Below are 24872 nucleotides of genomic sequence, written 5' to 3' on the forward strand. Positions count from 1 at the left end.
GAAGATTGTTGTGTGAGGAAAAAGTAAGCTGCCGGCATTAGAACCGGCAGCTGAAACAGACTAATATTCTAAACCACCTTTAAAATCCTCACTAACATCTTTACCAGCCAAACCATCGGCTGCTCCTTTATAAGCATGCTTACGCTCATAATTTGCATTCCATAAATTGGGTGATTCATCCGGAAGCCAATATTCATGCTCCTGAGGATGATCGGCTATTCCCCAAATAGTAATTCCGTATTGCTGAGCTGCCGGAATATATTGCTTATACATATCAATTACATAACGATACATATCTGCCTGTGCAGCCATTTGCTCATTGGTTGGATTAGCAGTTCCTAAACGAACATCTAACTCCGATACCTTAATAAGTTTACCTGTTGCTGCAAGTTTTTCAAACATCTGGGCAATTAAATCTTTATCGGTATCGGCCGAAATATGCATTTGTGTACCTATACCATCCACTTGTGCTCCATTCTGCTCAATGTATTCAACATAGCTGATTAATCCATCCAGCTTAGTCATGTTTATTTCCAGATTATAATCGTTGATAAACAAAACATCAGTTGCATTACCATACTGACGAGCCAGATTAAAGGCTGTAACTGCATAATCTTTGCCCAAATACTTTTGCCAGTAAAACTCATCATCAGCTAAATCAGAAACATTACCATCACGAACTTCGCCATTCTCGCGCATTGGTTCGTTTACTACATCCCAGGCAAAAATTTCTGTCTTATAATGGCCTACCATTTGCGAAATCCAGTCTTCCATGGCATCACCAATTATTTGAGTCTTTTCTTCATCTGTCTTTTCAATGATGGTTGGACCGGATCCACCACCAGAAGAGCCATCTGTTAATACAATATCATCGAAATAATAAGTAGCTGCAGTACCTCCAAAATCGATAACAAACTTAGTGCGATCAGCTGTTGTTGGTGTCATGGTTAATGATACCTGAGACCAGGCCGCTCCAACTTCAATACCCCCAAAATAATTGGCACTGTAATCGTCGCTTTGTAATTGTATTTGAATAGATGCTGCCGAAGTAGCTTTTACCATAAAGGTACAAGTGTATTCTTTATCTTGCTCCAATGGTTCATCAAAAGTATAAACTTGTTGTGCACTCCATAAGTCTGCATCTGATGGATTAGTTAATACCATGCTGTAACCGGTATCGCCAAATCCTTCACCTTCTGATGAAACTTCACGGGTTGAACCATTACCCCATCCACCCCAAGGGTCGAGTGTGGCATTTTCGAAATCTCCATTTGAAATGAAGTTAACAACCTCTGAAGGGGCATCTTTATCAATAACTTCTATCTTATCAATAGTATAAGTTCCCGGAACAGCTCCAATATCAATACTTAAGCCCGACTCATAACCGGCTCCTACAAAATCAAATGTATAATTCTGCCATGCTGCTCCCGTTGCTTGATCTGCAAAGTAATGAACATCGCTATAGTTACCTTCTTCAAGGTTGGTTGTTGAAAGCCGGAATGAACCAACTCCTTCCGAACGCACATAAATCGAAATCTGATAATTGGTACCTTCTGTTAATACATACGGAAATTCTGTTTGAGCTTGAGTCCTCCATTGTTCAGAAGCATTATCGTTGGTATTTATAATCTGAAAAGCACCATCTCCTTCTAGTGCAGCATCTGCTCCTACCTGAGCAAACTCACCGCTTCCCCAGTAAGACCAACCATCCAGACTTTCATTAAAATCACCATTGGTTAATATGTTAGAACCTCCAGAACCCGGTATAACAGTTGGAGCAATCAATCCATTTAAATAACTGGCATTTTGATTAGTGTGCCACACCAAGGTATGGCCATACACGCTTTTACCGGCTTCCTGCGACTTTGCCATAAAAGCATCGGCTGCCGTAAAATTAACTTCACCCGTTGAGGTTACCATTGGCCCATGCTTCATGGCATAACCAACCGTTAACTCATCAAAATTCTCGTCAGCAATCGCTCGGTAGGTATCGTCAGTCATATATAAATTCATACCTACTCCTACTCCAAGGGTAAAATCGGTATAGGAATTTAATTCCTCATAACGACTAATTTTTTCAGCGAGCTCCAACGGAAGCTCATCAACCGTTACATCGCCGTGCGAGGGATCTTTAGACCACTCCATAATTTGGTCATCACATGCTCCTAAAAGCAATGACGATAAGGCGATAAGTGTAAATATCTTATTGTATTTCATTATTCTAAGTTTAGGAACCATACTTCTAATTCTTCAATGTTGTATTGTTCTTTTATTCCTCATCAGGAAAATCGCTGTATGTTGGAGTATCAAGAGATACAATTCTCCAGTTATCGGTATATACATTTACTGAAGTTTCAAATGAGGTAAATTCGGTTTCACTATCAGACTCACTACCGGTAACCTGCCCCAGGTTAAAATCCGAGTTCTCGAAATAGAAACCAAAGTTTTTCCAATCGGCACCTTCTCGGGCTGCCAATACATCTTCAAAAGTGAATTCACCATCAGAAAAAGCATATAATTGATTTAAAGGAACTGTAACTGTAGTCCATCCGGTAGTTTGGAATGAAACCACTTCTCCACCTTCAATCCAAGGTACATAGTTGTAACAGTTACCAGCCCACTCTCCACCATTGAATCCATTGACCAAACAAATTTTTAAATAACCTGATTCTTCCCAAGCTTCAGGCACATAAATATCGAATTGAAAGGCAACCTGATCAACTGTAGTTTCTGCTGGAATATACGGAGTTAACTGTCCACGCCAGTCATCCACATCATTCCCTGCCGTCCACACTTCAGAACAACGAGTTGAAGCAGCAGCAAAACTTGCCAAACGTGCAGGACGGTGAGGAACATAAATACCTTGCGAAATATTTTCAGTACCAATGGTTGATGATTCTAAATCTTCATCATTAATCATACTACCATCTTCACTCCAGCTCCAAAATCCTTGAGAACCATTCCCATCGAAATCAAGAATAACACATGGCTTACAATTAAAATAAGCAGGTGAATAGGCACCTCCGTTGGCACAATCGATAAATATTGAACCTCCTTCGGTAGAAACACCTTCGGGCATTGCTACCGTAAAAAACTCACCTTCTTCATCTGATGTTATACCGGTTGTTACTTCCACATCGCCCGGAAATACGACTCTATCAACTTCCAATAATCCGGTTCCATAAACAGTAATCATCTCACCAACTAAAGGAAGAGTATGCGATATATTAGTAATGGTTGGAGCGGCTGCTCGTATCTCAAAATCAATTTTTGCCTCACTTCCATCGTTTGCTAAACGAATTGTATTTCTAACTTCAGGATCAGCTTCAATAATGGGTGTCTCTCGCGAAACAGCCACCAACATTGAATTATCCGAAACCATTACCGGATTAAAATACATGGATGCACCATTGATATACACTCTTTTTAAATCGGTAAAACCCGATCCTTCAATACGAATTAACTGACCCAAGCGAGCAAATTCTACTTCACGGTCGGGTACCGACGACGTAGCATCCTGCAAGTACACTTTACTAATGGTTATTGGACCACTATAGGTTGAATCGTCTTCGCAAGAAGTGAATAACAGCATAAGCGTCATCACACCTATAAAAGCTAAAGACATCCAACGATTTATATATTTTCTTTTATTCTTCATGTCAAATGATATTTTACAATTCTAACAGCTTAGAATAAGTCTGTAATTCTATCTTCGGTAAACTCATATGGAACGGGATCGGCCTTTAATAAAGGATTTTGAACCACTTCCGACTCAGGATAAGGAAGTAAAAAGATGCTTTCATCGATATTTCCTATAGATCGTGAACTTCTGTCACGTTCGGTATCTTCAGTTGCAGTATTGGTTTCAGTATCGTACGTAATAGGAATGATGGTTCCCCTATCCTGCCCGATGATGTAATTGATCACTTCTTGTTGCTGATAATAGGCACGACGAACCAAATCGTACCAATACTGACCTTCCATACACAATTCAACCCTACGTTCGTGAATAATATCCTGATATGTAATGGAACTTTTAGTTTCAACACCTGCCCGAGTACGAAGCTCATTGAAATACATTAAAGCGGTTGCATCATCGGTACTACTATTATTACCCAAAACTGCTTCTGCATAATTCAAATAAACCTCAGCCAAGCGCATCATATAAGTGTTCAGAGCCGAGTTCATACGTGAGACATTCGAATTGTCTTTGTTAGAACCAACCACACCTTTTTTTACGTTACAAGCCTGATCGGTTTTATCGTAGGTATAACCACCATTGGCCACATTAATTTCGGGATAGAAATCATCGTAGCCCATCCAGGTTGCTTTACGGCGAATATCAGTGGTTTCGTATTCCATCAATATATCGTACGAAGCTCTGGTCCAATAGCCCCAGGCTGCATCATCACCGGTTATTTCCGATCCTGCAGCAAAATAGGCCTGTTGAGTATTATTATATCCATAATCGCCATTAGGAACCCATTGCAATGCAAACATCGATTCTGAATTATTGTTATTCTCAATGGTAAAGAGATCGGCATAATCTTCCATTAACTCGTAAGGACCTTCTTCAATTACCTTCATGGCGGCCTTTTTAGCCAATTCTAAATAATCGACATCGCGTGTTCCACTGTTTGGATTATCGCTATAACCGGCATACGAAAGATAAATGCGTGATAACATTCCATAGGCACTGTAAGAAGTCAATCGCCCTGCCTGGCCTGATGATGATGGTAAATATTTAGCTGCATATTCCATATCGCGCATTACAAATTCATACACATCATCTAAAGAATTTGTATTAACAACCGGGTTTGAAACCAATTCATCAGGATTTTCGCAAATAATTACGTTACCCCATAATGAAGCCAGATACCAATACGCTGTACCACGCATAAAACGGGCTTCGGCAATATATTGTGCTTTTAACTCTTCATCAACACTGCTTCCGGTAATACCAATAATTACCTTGTTTGATTGTTGAATTACATTATAAAACGACTGCCAGGCAGACACCAACGGACCTGTTAAGCCGGTTTCTGTCAAATCCGAAAATGGATAAATATAATCGGAATAAGGAGCATATAAATTATACGAACGACCATCGCCTAATCCGTAGTAAAACTTATCATTAAAGTCGAACCAGACAACATTATACAAAGCTGCTGTTGCGGCCTTAAAATCATCTTCAGTCTGATAAAAATTCTCCTGTGTAATTAAATCATTGGGTTGAACTTCCAGGAAATCCTCACAACTTGTTGCTCCCAACGAAAACACTACCAGCAGAAGTATATATATAATATTATTTCTTTTCATAATCTTATCTTATTTTCCGTTAGAATGTTACATTAACTCCAAAAGTGTAAATACGAGGAGAAGGATAACGTGCATTATCAATACCTGTTAACAACGCATTTTGATCCATAGAACCTATTTCAGGATCGTATCCTGAGTATTTCGAGAAAGTATAAAGGTTTTGAAGATTCGTGTAAACTTTTAGGTTCTCAACACCAAATTTAGAAATCCAACGGCGGGGAAGATTATAAGCGAATGATATGTTCTGAATTCGCAGATAAGAACCGTCTTCTACAAACTTATCGCTATACCTGTAATTGGAAGTTGATGATGCCGATGATGCTCCGATACGAGGCATATAAGGATCGCCACCAACAATATGAACGTTTCTATAGTCGTTAGGTCCATTTGGATCAATCAATTCTAATTGAGCATATCCCAACGCATCTTTCAACAGATTGGTATTTTCTCTAGGATTTTCTAACCAACGACGCTGATAATTGACCACCTCATTTCCATATGATCCGGTTAAGAAAACATTCAAATCAAAACCTTTATAGCTAAAGGTATTACCTATACCAAAAATAAATTTAGGCTCTGGATTACCAATATAAGTACGATCTTCTTCGTTGATAACTCCGTCTTTATTAATATCTTCAAACATATAATCGCCGATCCAGACACTGTTTTCGCCAATCTCCATATCTTCAGGTAATGCCGTTGGAATAATGTTACCACTTGCATCCTTATAATAGAAATCGGTAGCAGATTCGAAACGACCAGTCACTTTATAACCATAAAACTGACCAATAGGCTGATCAACAGCTGTACGGGTAACAATAGTCGTTTCCGAACCTTGACTTAAGGTTTGATCAATAATACTACTTTCTGTGTTTAGCGATAATACTTTATTACGGTTCATCGAATACACAAAATTCGAACGCCACATAAAACCGCCTTTATCAATATTAACGGTATTCAATGTTAATTCAATCCCTTTGTTTTCTAAAGAACCAATATTCACCCATGGCGCAGAGGTTGATCCCTGACCTGACGTTCCCACATAAGCAGGTAAAGGAAGCACTAGCAACAGATAGTCTGTTTTCTTATAATAAACATCTGCAATAAACTCAATCCTATTCTGAAATAAGTTAATATCAACACCAGCATTGCTCGAGTAGGTTGTTTCCCATTCTAAGTCGGGGTTAGCTGTATTTAAAGCTCGTAATGATGTTCCCCAGTTGGCGGTAGCTCCCGATGTATATGTTGATGTATAAGCATAAGCTGTACCCGGTATATTTTCGTTACCCACTGTTCCCCAACCTAATCGAAGTTTCAGATTATTAATTACAGCATGATCTTTTAGGAAGCTTTCGTTTGAAACTTTCCATGCAAAGGCTGCAGACGGGAAAAAGCCCCATCGGTTGTCTTTATGGAATTTGGAAGATCCATCGTAACGAAGAGTGGATGTAAGCAAGTATTTATCGTTAAACGAATAGAACAAACGGCCGAAATAAGAACTAAGCGATGATGTATTACTACTGTTATTATTACGTGCAGTTGTTGCATCACCCATATTTAAATCGGTTGAACTGTTAGTTAGATAACCAGAACGGTATCCATAGAGGTATTCCCAATGTGATTCCTGCATTTCCTGCCCCAGCATCACATTTAAGTTATGAAAACCAAATTCCTTATTATAAGTCAATATATTCCTCCATGTCCAGAATTTACTATATGACTTTGAACGTGATCCTTCACGAACTTCGTTAGAAATAGCACCAAAATTATACGACGGATTAAAGGTGTAAGTATTGCCTACTCCATAATCTAAAGCATATTCTGTCTTAAATTTCAGGCCGGAAATAATTTCTGCCTCAGCATATGTATTGGCACGGATATTCATATTCTCGTTATCATTATCCTTAATCATAGCCAAACCAACAGGATTATTCTGGACATACTCATCAGTATCAGGTCCATCAAATGTTCCATCAGCATTGCGCACCGCCACGTTAGGTGTTTGCTTTAATGCTGTTATTATCAGGTTATCATCAGATACTGTAGTGTTTTGTTTTGAATTACTAAAAGCAAAGTTAATTCCCATCTTAAGGAAACTCTTTACCTGAGAATCAAATGTACCTCTAAGGTTTAAACGTTCGAAACCTGAACCGATGGCAATACCATCCTGATCGAGATATCCGATACCCATTGCATAAGTACTTTTTTCTGAACCTCCAGATACGGATAAGTTATGACTTTGCATCATAGCCTGTGTAAACATTTCATCTTGCCAGTCTGTTCCACTGCCTAATAAATCAGGACGAACAAAATTATTATCCCATTGAACAATACCCATTTCGGCACGGGTATTCTTATGAATTGCATATTCCTGCAAATTCAATAATTCTAATTTCTTTGGCATTTCCTGCCAGCCCATATAACCATCGTAGTTAATACGGGCATCTCCTTTTTCTCCTTTTCGTGTAGTAATAATGATTACTCCGTTGGCTGCACGCGAACCATAAATGGCAGTAGCCGAAGCATCTTTTAAAATATCCATCGATACAATATCAGCCGGATTAATAGATGACAAAGCATTAGAACCACTCGACCCTGTATTACCATCAATAATAACCCCATCAATTACAAATATTGGTTCATTAGAACCATTTAACGAACTGATACCACGAATACGAATAGAAGATCCTCCACCGGGCTCACCACTGTTTTGCTGAACCTGAACACCGGCAGCTCGTCCTTGCAGCACCTGTTCGGCAGAGGTTGTTACTGACTTCTCAATTGCATCACTGGCAACAGAAACAACTGAACCGGTTAGGTCTGTCCGTTTCATCTGGCCATAGCCTACTACTACTACTTCATCGAGCTTGGCCATATCATCTTTTAGCGTGATATTAACCTCCTTTTGATCTGTAATAGTAACTGTTTGTGTTACAAAACCAATAAAATTAAATGTAAGCCGACTCCCTTGTGGAACTGTCAAACTATAGATACCATTAATATCTGTTATTGTTCCCTGAGCTGTGCCCTCTATTACAATATTAACACCAGGTAAAGGTTCTCCACCAGAATCTGTTACCTTACCTTTTATTGTAATGTTTTGTGCCCATGTTGCCAGAGGCACTGAAATTACCAGGAAAAGCATCAAAAGAAACCTTTTCCTTCGTCCATAGATTATTTTCATAAATATTTAGATTTAAAACAGATTTGTCTTATAATTTTTGGCACAACAACTCATTTACAAACTACTGTCTGCATTAATTTTAGCTGATAATAAAGAACCAACAGATCAAAAGGCTACCAACCACTATTGGCTGGCAACCTTTTGGTACTATGAAACTTCAAAGATTAGTTTTTAATAAACTTAACGGTACTATTTGAGGTTTGAATAAAATACATTCCTTTAGCTAATTCTGATACATCAACCTGTATTGATGTATTTGTAATTACCTCCGTTTTGATCAATGCTCCTGTCGAACTATAAATCTTAATTTTTTCACCCAATTCTGCTCCTTCAACTGTTAACATATCTTTTACAGGATTTGGATAAAGCTTTAATTCTTTATCTTGATTAGAATCAATACCTGTAGAAGTCGAAACAGTTACATCAATCAGAGTATTGATGCTAAGCCAGTTCCATCCTGCTTCAAACAAAGTAGCTTCAAAAACATATCTTTGGCCTTCAGCTAATTCTGATGACAACTCTAAATCGCCAGGAATAGTAAAAGTAAAACTGTCATTTGTTTCATCTAAAATACCCTGAACCTCAGGATAAGTTGAACAAGCTTCAATATCTTTTATTTGAGTATAACCTTCATAAACAGCTAAAGCAATCTTGGCTATATAACCTTTTTCTTCAGCTAAAGAGTATTGATAATTTAAAGTAACTTCTTGCCCCTGTTCTACCATACTTGGAGGAGTTGAAGTAAATTCTAATTTATTGACGATGCTTGAGCTTTCTGTTATTGTTAATAAATTTCCTGTATTAGACCATGCAAAATCGCCAGAAGCAGAAGTATTTAAAGCCAGACATAATATATAACTTAGCCCATCACCTAAGTTATCTGAGTTAAAATTTCCTGGAATTGCCACTGTAATATCTGCCGTTCCGTCAGTTGCTGCTGAAACAGCTGTATTATCATAACCTTTTTGCCATGTGTTCCAATCAGGCTCATTAGTACCACTAGATGTTAAAAATATTGCACAGGTTATTTCACAATCAACATCAGAGGTATAGGTAACTGTAAAAGATAAATCAGTACCTGCCTCAATAGTATAAGGATAATCTAAATTTGTTGTTAACGATCCTGTTTGAGCCATCAAATTTGAAATTGATAAAATGGCTAGACTTACAATAATTAGTAAATGTTTTTTCATAAAAAATAGATTTTAGGATTTAAGAATATTGTCGATTTGATTTATGCGATCTCACCAACACCCCTAAATTACTATCCCAATGATATTTACATTTTACTCTATGTTACAATAATTTTAACACAGGTAACAATTAACAAAAGGCACATATTCTATTATCATTTTGATACAAGGAGGAAAAAACATGTAACAGAGAGTAAAAACATAGAATTATAACATTAAAAAAGCCGATAGAAAACTTCTACCGGCTCAATATTTTATAGATTTCTATTATTTCTATAACTGGGTCTCTAAAATCTCTTTAACTTTTTCAACAGTAAGATCTCCCTTTTCTCCCAAAGCATTTACTCCTCTTTGTTCAAATCGCTGACAAACTTCGCTTACTGTATCTTCTTTTAATTCGTAGTCAGCTCCTCTGGTTTGAATACCCACCGATTCGAAGAAATCAACAGTCTTTTGAATCGTAGCTTCTACTTTTTCATCTTCGGTACCTTTGGTAACATCCCATACTTTAGCACCATACTGAAGAATCTTTTCTTTTTTGTTGGCTAACATCACTTTCATTACTCCCGGAAGAACGACGGCTAAGGTTCGTGCATGATCAATACCATGCAAGGCTGTTAATTCATGTCCAATCATATGCGTACTCCAATCCTGAGGTACACCCGTTGCAATTAATCCATTTAATGCCATGGTAGCAGCCCACATAAAATTAGCAGCAGAATCATAATCAGTAGGATCTTTCAACACTTTAGGTCCTTCCTCGATTAAAGTACTCAAAATACCTTCGGCAAAACGATCCTGAATAGGGGCATTTACCGGATAAGTCAAATATTGTTCCATCACATGCACAAAAGCATCAACAATACCATTGGCTATTTGTCTTTCGGGTAAAGAAGCAATTACAGTTGGATCTAAAACTGAAAACTGGGGCATCACTAAAGGCGTTCCGAAAGCCAATTTTTCTTTGGTTTCAATTTTCGAAACAACTGAGTTACCATTCATTTCGCTTCCTGTTGCAGGAAGAGTTAACACAGCTCCTATTGGAAGTGGATTTACAATACCAGCTACATCTCCTTTTGCAAGAATATTCCATGGATCACCATTGGGATAATGAGCTGCAGCTGATACAAATTTAGTTCCGTCAACAACAGAACCTCCACCCACAGCAAGTAAGAAATCAATATTCTTCTCACGAACAACCTCAACAGCTTTCATTAATGTTTCGTACTTTGGATTAGCTTCAATTCCTCCAAATTCAGTAACATCAAATCCGCTTAATTGCTCGGTAACTTTATCGTAAACACCATTCTTCTTAATACTTCCTCCGCCGTAAAGCATCATTACTTTCGAACCGGCTGGAATCTCATCTTTAAAATTAGAGAGTTCACCTTTTCCGAAAAGTATTTTTACAGGATTATGGAAATGAAAATTATTCATGATTGATCATTTTTTAGTTTACTCTCAAAGATACATTAAATTGATGAACGATGTGTCGATGAATCGATTACTAATTATTCAATTGGTCAATTATCAATTCATTGAAAATTGAATTATCCAACTGTTATTTTGACAATTAAGACATTTAAATACTGACCACTGACAACACACCATTAACTAATCCTGCATTCCCTCAATGGTTTTGATTGTACCATCTTCGTTGTATTCCAGTTCAACTACTTTCAGGCTTCGTAACCAGGTTTTACCTCCGGATGGAACGCAATCGTGATGAAACAGATACCATTTGCCTTTGAATTCAACAATTGAATGATGCGTTGTCCAACCTACTACTGGTGTAAGAATTACTCCCTGATAGGTAAACGGACCGTATGGATTATCACCTATAGCATAACACAAAAGATGAGTATCGCCGGTTGAATACGAGAAGTAATATTTGCCTTCGTATTTATGCATCCATGAGGCTTCAAAAAACCTACGACCATGGTCTCCAGCTTTTAAAGGTTCTCCGTTTTTATCCAAAATAACCAAGTCTTTAGGTTCTTCGGCAAACTCCAACATATCGTCACTCAGCTTCACTACTTTTGCACACAAAGCAGGTTCTGCATCTGCAGGTTCTGCACCACACTCCTGTGCTTTGTTGTTACGGTAACGTTGTAATTGACCGCCCCATAATCCACCAAAATACATGTAATGATCTCCATCTTCATTGTCAAACACACAAGGATCGATGCTGTAACTTCCTATCATTGGATGAGTTTCAGGAACAAAAGGTCCTTCAGGCTTGTCGCTAACGGCTACTCCTATATGGAAGATATCGTTTTTATCTTTTACGGGAAAGTACAAATAGTATTTTCCATTTTTATACGCTGCATCGGTATCCCACATTTGCCGACCTGCCCATGGCACATCTTTAACATCTAATACCACACCATGATCTGTTACCGGCCCTTCAATATCATCCATCGAAAACACATGGTAATCGCGCATATCAAAATGATCGCCATTATCATTTTCTGGTATTCCTGATTCAATATCGTGCGATGGATAAATGTATAGTTTATCGTTAAAAACATGCACTGCCGGATCAGCCGTGTACATATTATCAACTAAATATCTTGGCTTTTTCATAGACTTGATTTTACTATTTTATTTAATTCAATGTATATCTTTCTAATTATTCAAACCATCAGGCTTTTGATTCACTTTTTCAATAATCTCTTTAACAATAGGTTTTGCCTGATAATTTCGATCGAACAACAAAGGATAATCTGTACGACCTTTGATAGGCCAATCATTCTTCCACGAATCGGCATCGGTTACTCCCCAAAGTGTTACTCTTGAAATATCTTTATGATGCTTCAAAAACAACTGAAAGAAATCCATATATCGCTGATTGAAAACCTGAGAGATTGAATCGGTTAATCCATTTTTATACGGATCCATACTTTCGCGATAGGCAAAACGATCGGCCACATTGGCACCCATGGTTTCGTAGGGTGATGGTAAAATGGATAAATCCAGTTCGGTAATCATCACTTTAACACCCAACCCGGAGAAAAACGAAATGGCTTCATCCATTTGCGATAACGACGGATAATTCAATCCATAGTGAGCCTGCATTCCAGTGGCATCAATGCGAAGACTATCTTCTCTAAGCATCTTTATCAATCGTTCCACTCCTTGCTGACGTCCTTTGTGAAACATTGAATAATCGTTATAATATAATTCAGCATCCGGATCAGCTTCATGTGCAAACTGAAATGCCAGTTTGATATAGTCTTCACCAATAATTGTGTAAAATTTACTTTTTCGCCATTCGCCATTATCTTCAATGGCCTCATTAACTACATCCCATCCTTTTACTCTTCCTTTGTATCTCCCCACAACCGTATGAATATGCTTTTTCATTCGTTCAATCAACACATCACGACTTACATCATTTCCTTCATCATCAACAAAAAACCATGCTGGTGCTTGTGAATGCCAAATCAATGTATGCCCAATGATAAACATGTTGTTTTGCTCACCAAACTCTATAAATCGATCGGCTTTTGTAAAATTGTATTCATCTTCTTTAGGATGAATGACCTCGCTCTTCATGCAATTTTCGGCAACAATGGAATTAAAGTGTTTTTTAATAATGGCCACTCCTGCTGAGTCTTTACCAAAAATATGATTAGTATTTAAAGCCGTTCCAATAAGAAACTGACTATTTAAAGCATCTTTTAAACTCACTTCCTTAACTTCTTCTGTTTGGCAAGAAAATAGCCAAAGACTCAGAATAGATAATAATATGGTTTTAGCTGAATGTATTTTCATGGTTTTTATCGTTTTCTGATGTATAATATTCCTAACAAATTGGGAAACTTAAACTTCAACAGGATGCAAATCAGTCTAGTTGCTATAAGTCTAATAATCTAGTTTCTTAATTATGATGTTTAAGGTCAAACTTTAATTTCTTCAATTCTTCTAATTTATGAACAGGCTCTTCAACGCCCTCTGGAAATGGCTGCTTCGAAAAGGTTTGAAAGTATAGAATACAAGCATCTTTCCACCAAATAGCTTCTTTAAGCTGAATAGCTATTTTTTCCTGAACCTCTTTAAATTGCTGTTCATCAATGTAGGTTTTCATCTTACTCCAAACTTCCTGTGATTTTTTCACCTCATCAACCCCTTCCTGGTATTTAAGGCATAGTTGATTCCACAAAGTCTGCCCATTTTCCATTTTATGATTCCATGGCACATGATGAAACCACAATAAATATTCTTCCGGACAAGTAGCAATATTATCGAATTCACTTCTTAAAGGCTCAAAATACTGTTTAACAGCATTACTTCCTGTTGATGAACGATCAAAACCAATTCCAATCGAATCAGCTTTATGATAGTAGGTAGGTAGCCAATCAGGTCGAGCTCCTTCCACAACACACCAAGGTTCAGGTCCGTAATGATGATCCCATCCCATGAGATGATGCAAACCCAATGGCGTCATATAATTAACCGTTGCTTCACGCGAATTCATCATCACCTCAACAATTGAACTGACTACTTTATCTTTTTGAGTCAAAGTTTGACGAACCCATTCTTCCGCAATTGTTTTAACATCAGCATCGGGATTCCAGGCCAATCGACCAAAAACATACCAATTAGCCTGTGCAAAATGATGACCGCACCAGTTGTTGTCCTCTCCTATATTGGCCACACCTGCAATTCCACTCACAGGATGATTATAAATCGATCCATCCGTTACTTTTGCTACCGTCGATCCTTTGCCTTTGGCATAAGTATCCGATTGCAGAAACTCTTGATACAATGTTCCGAGGTAAACCAAATGATCGGAAAAGCCCAAATATTCTTGTGTAATTTGCAATTCGGGCATTACTTGTGTTTCCTTCATGGCTCCAAACATTGGGCTTAAAGGCTCGCGCGGCTGAAAATCAACAGGTCCGTTCTTTACCTGAATCATCACATTATCTCTGAATTGCTCATCCAACGGCAAAAACTCCTCGTAAGCTTGTTTTGCTCTATCCCAGCCTTTGGGATTATAAACAAAAGCCCGCCACATTACAATGCCTCCATATGGCTTTAAAGCATCGGCCAACATATTAGCACCATCAGCATGCGTGCAACCGTAATCCATGGGTCCCGGCTGACCTTCGGAATTAGCTTTTACCAGAAACCCTCCAAAGTCAGGTATCAGTTCGTAAATCTCTTTCACCTTGTTTTTCCACCAATCTTTCACCTCTTCTTTCTTAGGATTAGCATCATCCAAACCTCCTAAAACAGCCGGTGAAGCAAAATTAACCGATAGATAAACCTGTATTCCATAAGGACGTAACTCTGACGCAATCACCATTACTTTTTTCAAATATTCGGTGGTTAAGATATGAGGATTGGCATTTACATTGTTTAAAACCGTTCCGTTGATTCCAATGGATGCATTAGCACGCGCATATTTCTTATATCGGGGACTTACCTTTGTGGGTAATTCATCCCATTTCCAAATGGATCGGCCGGCATAACCCCGCTCAACTGATCCATCCAGATTATCCCAATGATTGAGAATTCTAACTTTGTATTTTGGAATCTCAGTAATATTCAACGAATCCTTATCTATAGCAACTGTTTGCAGCAGTCGTAAATAATGAAACACTCCATACAGAACCGCTTTTTGATTATTCCCGGTTATCAAAACTGATTTCTTTTCATCTATATATTTAATGATGAAACCATCTTCACCCAAAGCTTTTAATTCTTGTGGGTCTATAAATTGAATAACCTCTGAATTATTAGTCAACGATAGCCATACACTGCCTTTTGACACCCTCGATTTTTGCTTTATTGAAGTCTGAAAAAGCTGATTCAAACCATTTAATAACTCATTTGAAGCTAAAGTTAACTTGCCATCCATATCTGTCACAACTAGTGATTTTGGTTGCAAGGAATGATTATGAGAATGAAGCTGAGATTGCGCAAACCATAAATTACTTCCATCAATTTGAGCCTGCAAAGACATTGAAATCAATAAAAAATAAAATACGGTATTAATAATACGTGATTGATTTTTCTTCATGCTGTTATTTAAGTACAAGAACTTCGTTATCTATTAATTGGATATTAACATTACTTTCGATGGTTTTTTGTTGGATAATTGCTTCTTCGCAAGGCTGGCAGCCTCCAACACTAACTTTCAATGGCGCACCATCAATGATGTATTGATAATCATCATTCAAAACAGCCATATCTTCAGGCTGAAGTGTTAATGTTACCGTTTGATGTTCTCCTGCCTTCAAATGAATTCGTTTAAAAGCTTTAAGGCTTCGGATCGCTACTTTATAATCCGAATCGGGATGTGAAACATACAATTGAACCACCTCATCACCATCGTATTTACCGGTATTAGCAACATCTACAGAAACGGTTAATGCTTCTCCGGCAAAAACCTCAGAAGGTACAATCAAATCGGAATATTCAAAAGTGGTATAGCTTAACCCGTGACCGAATTGATACAAAGGCTCGCCTTTGAAATAACGATATGTACGACCTTCCATATTGTAATTTTCAAAATCGGGCAGCTGATCCAATGATTTATAAAACGTCAATGGTAAGCGTCCGGCCGGGTTATAATCGCCAAATAACACATCAGCAATAGCTTGTCCACCAGCCTGGCCCGGATACCATGCTTCCAAAATAGAAGAGATATTCTTATCTTCCCAATTAACAGCCAAAGCACTTCCGTTCATCAGCACAAGTACAGTAGGGCGATTCAAAGCTACTATCTTCTTAATTAATTCTTCCTGAACTTTGGGTAAACCAATTGCAACCCTGTCGCCTCCGGAAAATCCTTCCACTTCTACCTTCATTTCTTCACCTTCCAGTAAAGGACTCAAGCCCATGCACAAAACAATGGCATCGGCATTGCTGGCAACATCAATGGCATCTTTCTGCAAATCATCATTTGGAACTTCCCACAATAATCTGGCAAGAGCATACTCCGAATTCTTATGTTTAAAACTACATCTTACCTTATATTTCTTTCCTGCTTCAAGATACACTTGCTTATATTTTCGGATTGGATCGTGTACTCCTCCTCTTTCGCAAACTACTTCATCATCGATTTGCACACTAAAAAAGTTAAATCCCTGTCCTCCAACAGTGTATTCTCCAGTTTTGTCAGGAACCAAATAACCGGTCCAAACAGCACTAAAATCATCACCATTTACCGGTTCTCCCGGGCCTTTATCCCACCATTTAAAGTTTAGTTCTTCATCAATTCGGCTTAATACAGCATCTCCTACGAAAGTCGAATCTCTATAATATTCAGCCTTTAAACCATGTTTTGATAATGTTTCATCAGTATATAAAAACTCACCCGGAATCACTTCAAGATAAGGCAACTCTTTTGCATGTTTGCATCCTAAAGCATAAGTTATTTTCGCATTAGGTAGCTTTTCTTTTATTCCTTCTAAAGGAGTGATGGGATGAGAAGGATATCCGTTATAATTACCCAACAAGGCTTCAATATGTTTTGCATTGGGCCCGATTACAGCTACTTTTTTCAAACTCTTTGGGAAAGGCAGCAAATGATCATCGTTCTTTAGCAATACCATTGATTTACGAGCAGCTTGCAAAGCCAATAAGCGATGCTGTTCCGAGTCAATCACATCCGATGAGATAGATGCATATGGCACTTTTGCATCAGCATCAAACATTCCCAACTTCATACGAGCCAGTAAAAGTCTTTTTACCGAAACATCTATTTCCGATTCGCTCACATAACCTTTTTCAACAGCTTCAACCAATGCAGGATACGAATCTCCACAATTTAAATCAGTACCTGCTTTTACCGACATTGCAGCCGCTTCGGCCTTTGTGTTTACAACCTCGTGGGCATTTTGCTCATAAAAGTCTCTTACTGCCCAACAATCTGAAACGATGTAACCATCAAAACCCCAATCATCGCGCAACAAACTACTTAACTGACTATTGCCACAACACGGTAGATCATCCAAACGGTTGTAGGCACACATCACCGAATAAACATCTGCTTCCAAAACGGCCATTTTAAATTGTGACGAATACGTTTCAAGAAAATCATATTGAGAAGGTTTTACATTAAAACTATGACGGTTTGATTCCGGACCACTATGAACAGCAAAATGCTTGGCTGTTGCTACCAATTTAAAATAAGTGGAATCATCGCCTTGCAGTCCTTTTATATAAGCAACTCCCAATTCGCCCGACAAATAAGGATCTTCCCCATAGGTCTCCATACCTCTTCCCCATCTCGGATCACGAAAGATATTGATATTTGGTGTCCAGAAAGTTAAACCGTGATAAATACCTCTTTTGCCTTCTTTATGAAATTTGTTGTATTTGCCCCGGGCTTCATCCGATACCGCATCAGCAATAGAAAACATCATTTGATCGTCCCACATAGCAGCCATTCCAATTGCTTGTGGAAAAACGGTTGCTAAACCAGATCGGCCCACACCGTGAAGACATTCATTCCACCAATTATATTCAGGTATATTCAAATGAGAAATAGCGGGAGAGTCATATCTTAATTGACTTACTTTTTCATCTAAGGTCATTTTGGCAACTAAATCATCAACTCGCTTTTCAAAAGATAACAAATTGTTTTCTGATGATTTTGATGTATTGCATCCCCAATACAATAATGACATCAAAGAAATAATAAACAGCACAATTTTTAAACGCATAACACAAACATTAAATATTTGTTAAAATCAATAATACAAATGTAACATGTTTAACCTTCTCTAATATTTCAAAATCGTTACAACATGTTTACAATTAGTTAAGACACTTAAATGTCAGTTACATTTTCTTTTCTGCACGTTACATTTCATCTGTATAGCTTCTAAATTATTGTGTTTACTTTATTGGATGTTAATTTTTGTTACCTTAGTTGCTCAGTTTTCCAAAATGGGATTATGCGATCAGCTCAAATCTGTCTATTACTATTTTTATCTACAATTTCATTATCTACATTGGGTCAGAAAAAAAGACTTTTCGACTATAATGAAGGTTTATCCAATAGTTTGATTAATGAAGTCTATCAGGATCATCTTGGCTTTATATGGGTGGCTACAGAAGATGGCTTAAACCGTTTCGACGGAATCAAATTCAAATCATTTGAAGGAGTTAACAACGAACATTCCAGTCTGAAAGCGAATTTTGTTACTTCTATTTATGAAGATAACCAAGGACATCTTTGGGTAGGACAAATAAATGGCCTACAGGTTTATAATCCTAAAAAAGAATCATTTGAAGAAATAAAGATCTATATCAATGATAAACAAATACATCCTTATATAAGTGGTATTGCTGAAGCAAAAAATGGTGATATATGGGTAACCACCTCACGTTATGGCCTGATTAAAATTGATCATGAGACTAAAAGACCTAGATATTCAACCCGATTAAATAAGCAGTTAAGTAGTTTCTACCTCGAATGTATTCACATTGACCACGAGGGACTTATTTGGATAGGATCTGATAACAATGGATTAAACACTTTCAATGCAGAAACTAATGAAATACACACCTTTGCTGAGTATCAGAAAATTCCCTACTTCATACCTGGAAATGACATAACTGATGTATGTGACGACAACAAAGGAAATATTTACATTGCTAGTTTAAAGGCCGGATTAGTGCGTTATAATAAATACACCAAAGCTATAACTAAGATCCATGCTGTTACCAAAGAAAAAGATATACCTGTTAAATCTCTTTTATTCGACTCAAAAAAAAGACTTTGGGTGGGAACTGATGGCAAAGGATTACTAAGGCTGAATAATAAAACAGATCTGCTCGAACCAATGAATCCGGGAAGTTCATCCTTTGATTTTTCCAGAAGTAAAATACATAGTATAATCGAAGATAATGTTGGTAATATTTGGTTGGGCATTTTTCAGAAGGGCTTATATCTCTTTCCTGAATCACCTGAAATGTTTAACCATTATGGATATCGGGCTTTTGGTGAGAACAGTATAGGGTCGAGCTGTATAACTGCTTTACATGGATCTAATAATATTTTATGGATTGGAACAGATGGAGATGGTATTTATAAGATGAATCGATCTGATCAATCTGTTCGGCAAATTAAATTAACTAATACTAAAGGAAACAGTGAAGGTAACAACGTCTTAAGCCTGTACGATTCAAAAGATAAATATTTATGGATTGGTACTTTCTTTAACGGTTTACTTCGATATAACTATGTAACCGGCCAATATAAAACCTATAAGAACAATCCAAATGATTCTCTTTCGTTAACAAACGACAAAATAACATCAATAAAACCTCTAAATAACAAAGAGTTGTGGCTGGCCACTTTAGGCGGTGGAATCTGCCGATACGACATTAAAAATGAACTCTTTAAATCAGGACTCAACTGGTCCGATTCCCTAAATCAACTCATTCCTAAATGGATTAATGATATTCATATTTCTGACCCTAATAATATTTGGATAGGAACCTATGATGGTTTGGTTTATGCTCAAACAGGCACCAACCAGTTAACTTTATTTACCACCGATGACGGGTTTCTTCCTCACAATATTGTTTACAGCCTTATATCTGATTCCAATGGATATATCTGGGCCGGCACTTATGGCGGTTTGGTTCGCATTGACTCAAAATTACATTCCGAAACATTTACCACCCAAGACGGATTAGGAAGCAATGTTATTTGTGGCATCACCGAAGATGACAGAGGTCAAATATGGGTGAGTACTCACAATGGATTAAGCAAATTTGATCCAATCGACACAACATTTACAACTTACTATGCTTCAGATGGATTACAGGCCAATGAATTTTCTCGCAATGCTGTTTATAAATCTCAAAACAATGAATTGTATTTTGGTGGCATTAATGGTGTTACAGAGATAAAAAAGGACTATTTTAATTATAACCGAAGCATTAGAGATGTGATGTTAACCGAGTTTCAACGTTTTAACAAACCGGTTGAAATTGGTGAAAAATCGGGTAAGCACACAATTCTTAACCGCTCTATTGTATTGGCCGACACTGTAAAACTCATGGAAAGCGACAATGTGTTTTCAATAGGTTTTACATCTGTTGAATTAGCCAACCAAAGCCGTATTTCGTATGAATATAAGATGGAAGGTTTTGATGAAAACTGGAATACCAGTAACTCATTAAGTCGTTATGCGACCTATACCAACCTCAATCATGGCACTTATCACTTCTATGTTCGGGGAGTTGATAAAGAGCAATATTCAACTCCAAGGAAGCTTACCATTATTATATATCCTCCATGGTATAAAACTGTTTGGGCAAAAATCCTTTGGATAGCATTGGCTTTTATATTTCTATATGGCATTATTATTTTTAATAAAGAAAAGGTATTACGCCTGGAAGCTGAGCGCACCAATGAAAACAAAATGCAGTTTTTCATTAATATTTCTCACGAGATTAAAACTCCACTTACCTTAATTATTGATCCGCTGGAAAAACTTTTAAGTAAGAAATCTAACGATGAAACCTCTCGCTTATATCAAACTATGCACCTTAATGCCAATCGTATTTTTCGTTTGGTGAATCAACTTCTCGACGTACGTAAGATTGATAAAGGACAGCTACTTATTAAATTTCAAAAAACCAATCTTTACGATTTCATCACCGAAGTGGCACGATCATACGAATTACTGGCAGAAAGCAAAAACATTGATTTTAAAGTGGATTGTAATCATCCGAAACTGGAGGTTTGGATCGATCCTCTAAACTTCGAGAAAGTAATTCTCAATTTGCTATCCAACGCATTTAAATATACAACCAGTGGAGGATCTGTTGAAATTTCTATTCAACCAAAGCATGGAAAAAATTCAAGAAACGGCGATTTTAAATCTGTTGAAATCAAGGTTTCCGACACCGGTATTGGACTAAAAAAATCAGATTTAGAAAAGATATTCAATCGTTTTTACCAGGTTTCATCCAAAGAAAATCTTCATAATACAGGCACCGGTATTGGATTACATTTATCAAGGTCGCTGGTTGAATTGCATAAAGGGAAACTATTTGCTGAAAACAAAACTACCGGAACTGGAACTCAATTTGTTGTTGTTTTACCACTTGGGAATAGCCATCTGCCCAAAAAAGATCTTATTCTGGAAGAAAACTTCATTCCGGCGCCGGTAAATATATTCCCTTTTGAAGAAAAGAATTTAAAAGAAAAGGCAAACAAAATAAACCCACAATCTAACTATAGCGTTTTGATTGTGGAAGATGAAGACGAAATTCGTAATTACCTGCTGCACGAACTTAGCCTGACCTATTCTGTATCGGCTTGCGAAAACGGCTTGCAAGCGCTGGAATCCATTAAAGAAAATAAGCCTGATTTGATTATCAGTGATATTATGATGCCTGTAATGGATGGAATTACCTTATGCAAGAAGATTAAAGGCAAAATAGAAACCAGCCACATACCGGTGATTTTACTTACAGCCCTATCGAAAGATGAAGACAGAGCCGAAGGAATAGAAACCGGAGCCGATATGTACCTTGTAAAACCATTTAACAGTGGTTTTTTAAAGAAAACAATTGCTAACCTACTCGAAAACAGAAGAAAAATTTACCTGCAACTTTCTCAGAGGAATGATAACAAGCCCATTGAAGCGATTCAAATGAAGTCGCATGATGAAATTCTTATGCAAAAGATAATGACTCTGGTGAAAGAAAATATTGCTGACGGCAATCTAAATGTTGAGATGCTAGCTGATGCTGTTGGTATAAGCCGGGTACATATGCATCGAAAACTGAAGGAACTAACCAATCAGTCGGCTCGTGATTTTATCAAGAATATTCGAATGAAACAAGCAGCCTATATTCTCACCAACAAAAAGCTTAATGTAAGCGAAGTTGCCTATGCTGTAGGCTATTCAAACCTATCGCATTTCTCCAGTTCTTTTAAATCATTTTATGGTGTTTCTCCCAAAGAGTATGTGAAAAACAATGCAACAGAAAATTATTCATAGTTCATATTCGAAAGATTATAGTACTCTTTCCTCCCTTTAACACTGTTAAAAGCACAATTACTTTAAACAACTTTATCACAAACAACTCTTTATAAAAACATTACACCATCAACACATTCATCTGATCATACTCCTGATTAGTGTGTTCAAGTAGTGGTATATTATTAGTTCTACCGAAGAATACTTAACTTTAGTACTTGTAATACACACAATTAATCCAAATTAAATGAAAAAACCTCTACTAATACTACTCTTTTTTATATCCCATTTAATAAGTCACTCACAAGATCAGCTAACAAATATTCCTACTCTTTATATTGAAACTGAAAATCAAGCACCTATTGTTAGTAAAGAGGAGTATATCTCAGGATTTGCAACGTTGGTTAGTTCGGATTCGAGTGAAGAATTCATAGATAAAGAAATTGAAATACGAGGCAGAGGGAATTCAACCTGGGGGTTTGAAAAAAAACCATATCGTTTAAAATTTACAAATAAATACAATTTCTTAAATCTTCCCGCTCATGCAAAAAGCTGGGTTTTATTGGCTAATTATTGTGATAAATCATTAATCCGAAACGGAATTGCTTTTGAAATTAGTCGTTTTATAGAAATGCCATTTACTTCGGCAGCACGTTACATTGATGTGGTTATTAATGGTGAATATCTTGGTAATTACATGGTAGCTGATCAGATGGAAGTACGCACCAATAGAATTGATGTTGAAAAACTGGAACCGGAAGACATTGAACTACCGGAAATAGCCGGTGGTTACTTATTAGAAATGGACGGATTTGCCTATACCGAAGAAAATTGGTTTAATACTACCAGAAATAATCCTGTAACCATTAAGTACCCTAAAAGTGAAGATATTAATCAACAACAAAATGATTACATCACCCATTTTACGAATACATTTGAAAACAGGCTATTTGAATCATCGTTTGATGATGAAGAAAACAGCTACCGATTAATGGTTGATACATCATCACTTGTAAACTGGTACATAGCCTGTGAATTAACCGGAAACTCAGACTCGTTTTGGAGTACATACATCTCAAAGAAAAGAAATGAAGATAAATTCTATTTCGGACCTCTCTGGGATTTTGATATTGCCTTTAATAACGACGACCGATTGGGAGATGCAACTGAGAAATTAATGCGAGAACATGCTCATTCTCTCGTTTATGGGCAAACACTGTGGATCCAGCAAATGTATAAAGATTCGTGGTTTGTAAAAGAAGTGATAGACCGCTGGCACACCTTGATTGATGAGGGATTAGAAGAATACATACTGGATTACATAAATAATACCGAAGAATTGCTGGAAGCATCCCAACAACAAAACTTTATTAAATGGGACATTCTCGATCAAAAAGTATATCGAAATCAGTTCTGGTTCCCAAGCTATGCTGAAGAAATAGGATTTCTAAGAAACTATGTAATGGATCGAATTGAGTTCTTAAATTCTGAATTCTCATATAACAATATGCCATCTCAGCCTTTTGAAGTGGAAGATTATTATTATCATATTTTGAATAAACGAACTAGTAATTCTATTGATGTGCAAAACGAGGGGTTATATAGTGAGTTAGAGTCTTGGGAAGAAGATGATAATAAACTAACCCAAAACTGGCAGATAAAACAAGTTGATGAACTATATTACCAAATAATAAATAAAGTAACAGGGTATGCTATTAGTGGAAATGGACGAGTAAATGCTATTATACAAGCAGAACCTAATACTAACGATGACAATCAATTGTGGAATTTTGTTCCGGTATCAACTGGTAATATGTATGGAATAATAAATAAACAAAGTGGTTTTGCTATCGATAATAGTGGAGGATCATATTCTAATGGTAATCCTGTTATTGAATACGATAATGAAATTAACAACAATCTGAATCAACAGTGGTATTTTGCAAAAACTACATCTCTGGACGGAATTGGAACATCAGTTGATATAGATAAACAAATCACCATTAACGCATGGTATGATAGAGCAACAGCCATGGTTAATTATACAACTCATGATGAACAAGTTAACTTACAAATATTTGATATTACAGGTAAAATGGTATTATCTATTAAAGTATCAGGAAACGGAATGATTCCGGTTAATAGTCTTGTCAATGGCGCATATTTAATCAAGATTGGAGATCAAACATTTAAGTTCATCAAATAACTTAA

12 protein-coding genes are annotated in these 24872 nt (G+C 37.0%); 2 read left to right on the forward strand and 10 right to left on the reverse strand.

Annotated features, from left to right (window positions below):
• Window positions 1-60: 60 nt before the first annotated feature.
• From KEM10_RS15535 to KEM10_RS15580, 10 genes are all read right to left on the reverse strand, one after another.
• Window positions 61-2217 carry an endo-1,4-beta-xylanase gene (locus KEM10_RS15535; protein WP_212216950.1) on the reverse strand — a complete coding sequence of 719 codons (2157 nt, stop codon included), beginning with the start codon at window positions 2215-2217 and terminating at the stop codon, window positions 61-63.
• A 52-nt stretch (window positions 2218-2269) separates the two neighbouring features.
• Window positions 2270-3658: a glycan-binding surface protein gene (locus KEM10_RS15540; protein WP_212216951.1), complete on the reverse strand. Its 1389-nt coding sequence runs from the start codon at window positions 3656-3658 to the stop codon at window positions 2270-2272.
• Between the two features lie 29 nt (window positions 3659-3687).
• Window positions 3688-5319: a RagB/SusD family nutrient uptake outer membrane protein gene (locus KEM10_RS15545; protein ID WP_212216952.1), complete on the reverse strand. Its 1632-nt coding sequence runs from the start codon at window positions 5317-5319 to the stop codon at window positions 3688-3690.
• Window positions 5320-5338: 19 nt separating this feature from the next.
• Window positions 5339-8503 carry a SusC/RagA family TonB-linked outer membrane protein gene (locus KEM10_RS15550; RefSeq protein ID WP_212216953.1) on the reverse strand — a complete coding sequence of 1055 codons (3165 nt, stop codon included), beginning with the start codon at window positions 8501-8503 and terminating at the stop codon, window positions 5339-5341.
• Between the two features lie 164 nt (window positions 8504-8667).
• The gene (locus tag KEM10_RS15555) at window positions 8668-9696 is read right to left on the reverse strand and encodes a T9SS type A sorting domain-containing protein (protein ID WP_212216954.1); all 1029 of its coding nucleotides are present in this window, start codon (window positions 9694-9696) and stop codon (window positions 8668-8670) included.
• A gap of 273 nt (window positions 9697-9969) precedes the next feature.
• Window positions 9970-11133, reverse strand: coding sequence for an iron-containing alcohol dehydrogenase (locus KEM10_RS15560; RefSeq protein ID WP_212216955.1), 1164 nt, complete (start codon window positions 11131-11133; stop codon window positions 9970-9972).
• 177 nt (window positions 11134-11310) lie between these two features.
• Window positions 11311-12282, reverse strand: coding sequence for a glycoside hydrolase family 43 protein (locus tag KEM10_RS15565; protein ID WP_212216956.1), 972 nt, complete (start codon window positions 12280-12282; stop codon window positions 11311-11313).
• A gap of 42 nt (window positions 12283-12324) precedes the next feature.
• Window positions 12325-13473, reverse strand: coding sequence for an endo-1,4-beta-xylanase (locus tag KEM10_RS15570; protein ID WP_212216957.1), 1149 nt, complete (start codon window positions 13471-13473; stop codon window positions 12325-12327).
• A gap of 106 nt (window positions 13474-13579) precedes the next feature.
• Complete coding sequence (locus KEM10_RS15575; RefSeq protein ID WP_244825919.1) at window positions 13580-15727, reverse strand: alpha-glucuronidase family glycosyl hydrolase; 2148 nt, start codon at window positions 15725-15727, stop codon at window positions 13580-13582.
• Between the two features lie 4 nt (window positions 15728-15731).
• The gene (locus KEM10_RS15580; RefSeq protein WP_212216958.1) at window positions 15732-18377 is read right to left on the reverse strand and encodes a glycoside hydrolase family 3 protein; all 2646 of its coding nucleotides are present in this window, start codon (window positions 18375-18377) and stop codon (window positions 15732-15734) included.
• 234 nt (window positions 18378-18611) lie between these two features.
• Between KEM10_RS15580 and KEM10_RS15585 the strand changes: the two genes are divergently transcribed.
• Window positions 18612-22682, forward strand: a complete 4071-nt coding sequence (locus KEM10_RS15585) for a hybrid sensor histidine kinase/response regulator transcription factor (protein WP_212216959.1) — start codon at window positions 18612-18614, stop codon at window positions 22680-22682.
• Between the two features lie 226 nt (window positions 22683-22908).
• The gene (locus KEM10_RS15590) at window positions 22909-24867 is read left to right on the forward strand and encodes a CotH kinase family protein (RefSeq protein WP_212216960.1); all 1959 of its coding nucleotides are present in this window, start codon (window positions 22909-22911) and stop codon (window positions 24865-24867) included.
• Window positions 24868-24872: the final 5 nt, after the last annotated feature.

The sequence above is a fragment of the Carboxylicivirga linearis genome (assembly GCF_018271995.1).
Classification (GTDB): domain Bacteria; phylum Bacteroidota; class Bacteroidia; order Bacteroidales; family Marinilabiliaceae; genus Carboxylicivirga; species Carboxylicivirga linearis.

Excerpts from the sequence above, each read along its gene's own strand:
- KEM10_RS15535 (WP_212216950.1), bottom strand. The coding sequence starts at position 2,217 with ATGAAATACAATAAGATATTTACACTTATCGCCTTATCGTCATTGCTT.
- KEM10_RS15540 (WP_212216951.1), bottom strand. The coding sequence starts at position 3,658 with ATGAAGAATAAAAGAAAATATATAAATCGTTGGATGTCTTTAGCTTTT.
- KEM10_RS15545 (WP_212216952.1), bottom strand. The coding sequence starts at position 5,319 with ATGAAAAGAAATAATATTATATATATACTTCTGCTGGTAGTGTTTTCG.
- KEM10_RS15550 (WP_212216953.1), bottom strand. The coding sequence starts at position 8,503 with ATGAAAATAATCTATGGACGAAGGAAAAGGTTTCTTTTGATGCTTTTC.
- KEM10_RS15555 (WP_212216954.1), bottom strand. The coding sequence starts at position 9,696 with ATGAAAAAACATTTACTAATTATTGTAAGTCTAGCCATTTTATCAATT.
- KEM10_RS15560 (WP_212216955.1), bottom strand. The coding sequence starts at position 11,133 with ATGAATAATTTTCATTTCCATAATCCTGTAAAAATACTTTTCGGAAAA.
- KEM10_RS15565 (WP_212216956.1), bottom strand. The coding sequence starts at position 12,282 with ATGAAAAAGCCAAGATATTTAGTTGATAATATGTACACGGCTGATCCG.
- KEM10_RS15570 (WP_212216957.1), bottom strand. The coding sequence starts at position 13,473 with ATGAAAATACATTCAGCTAAAACCATATTATTATCTATTCTGAGTCTT.
- KEM10_RS15575 (WP_244825919.1), bottom strand. The coding sequence starts at position 15,727 with ATGAAGAAAAATCAATCACGTATTATTAATACCGTATTTTATTTTTTA.
- KEM10_RS15580 (WP_212216958.1), bottom strand. The coding sequence starts at position 18,377 with ATGCGTTTAAAAATTGTGCTGTTTATTATTTCTTTGATGTCATTATTG.
- KEM10_RS15585 (WP_212216959.1), top strand. The coding sequence starts at position 18,612 with ATGCGATCAGCTCAAATCTGTCTATTACTATTTTTATCTACAATTTCA.
- KEM10_RS15590 (WP_212216960.1), top strand. The coding sequence starts at position 22,909 with ATGAAAAAACCTCTACTAATACTACTCTTTTTTATATCCCATTTAATA.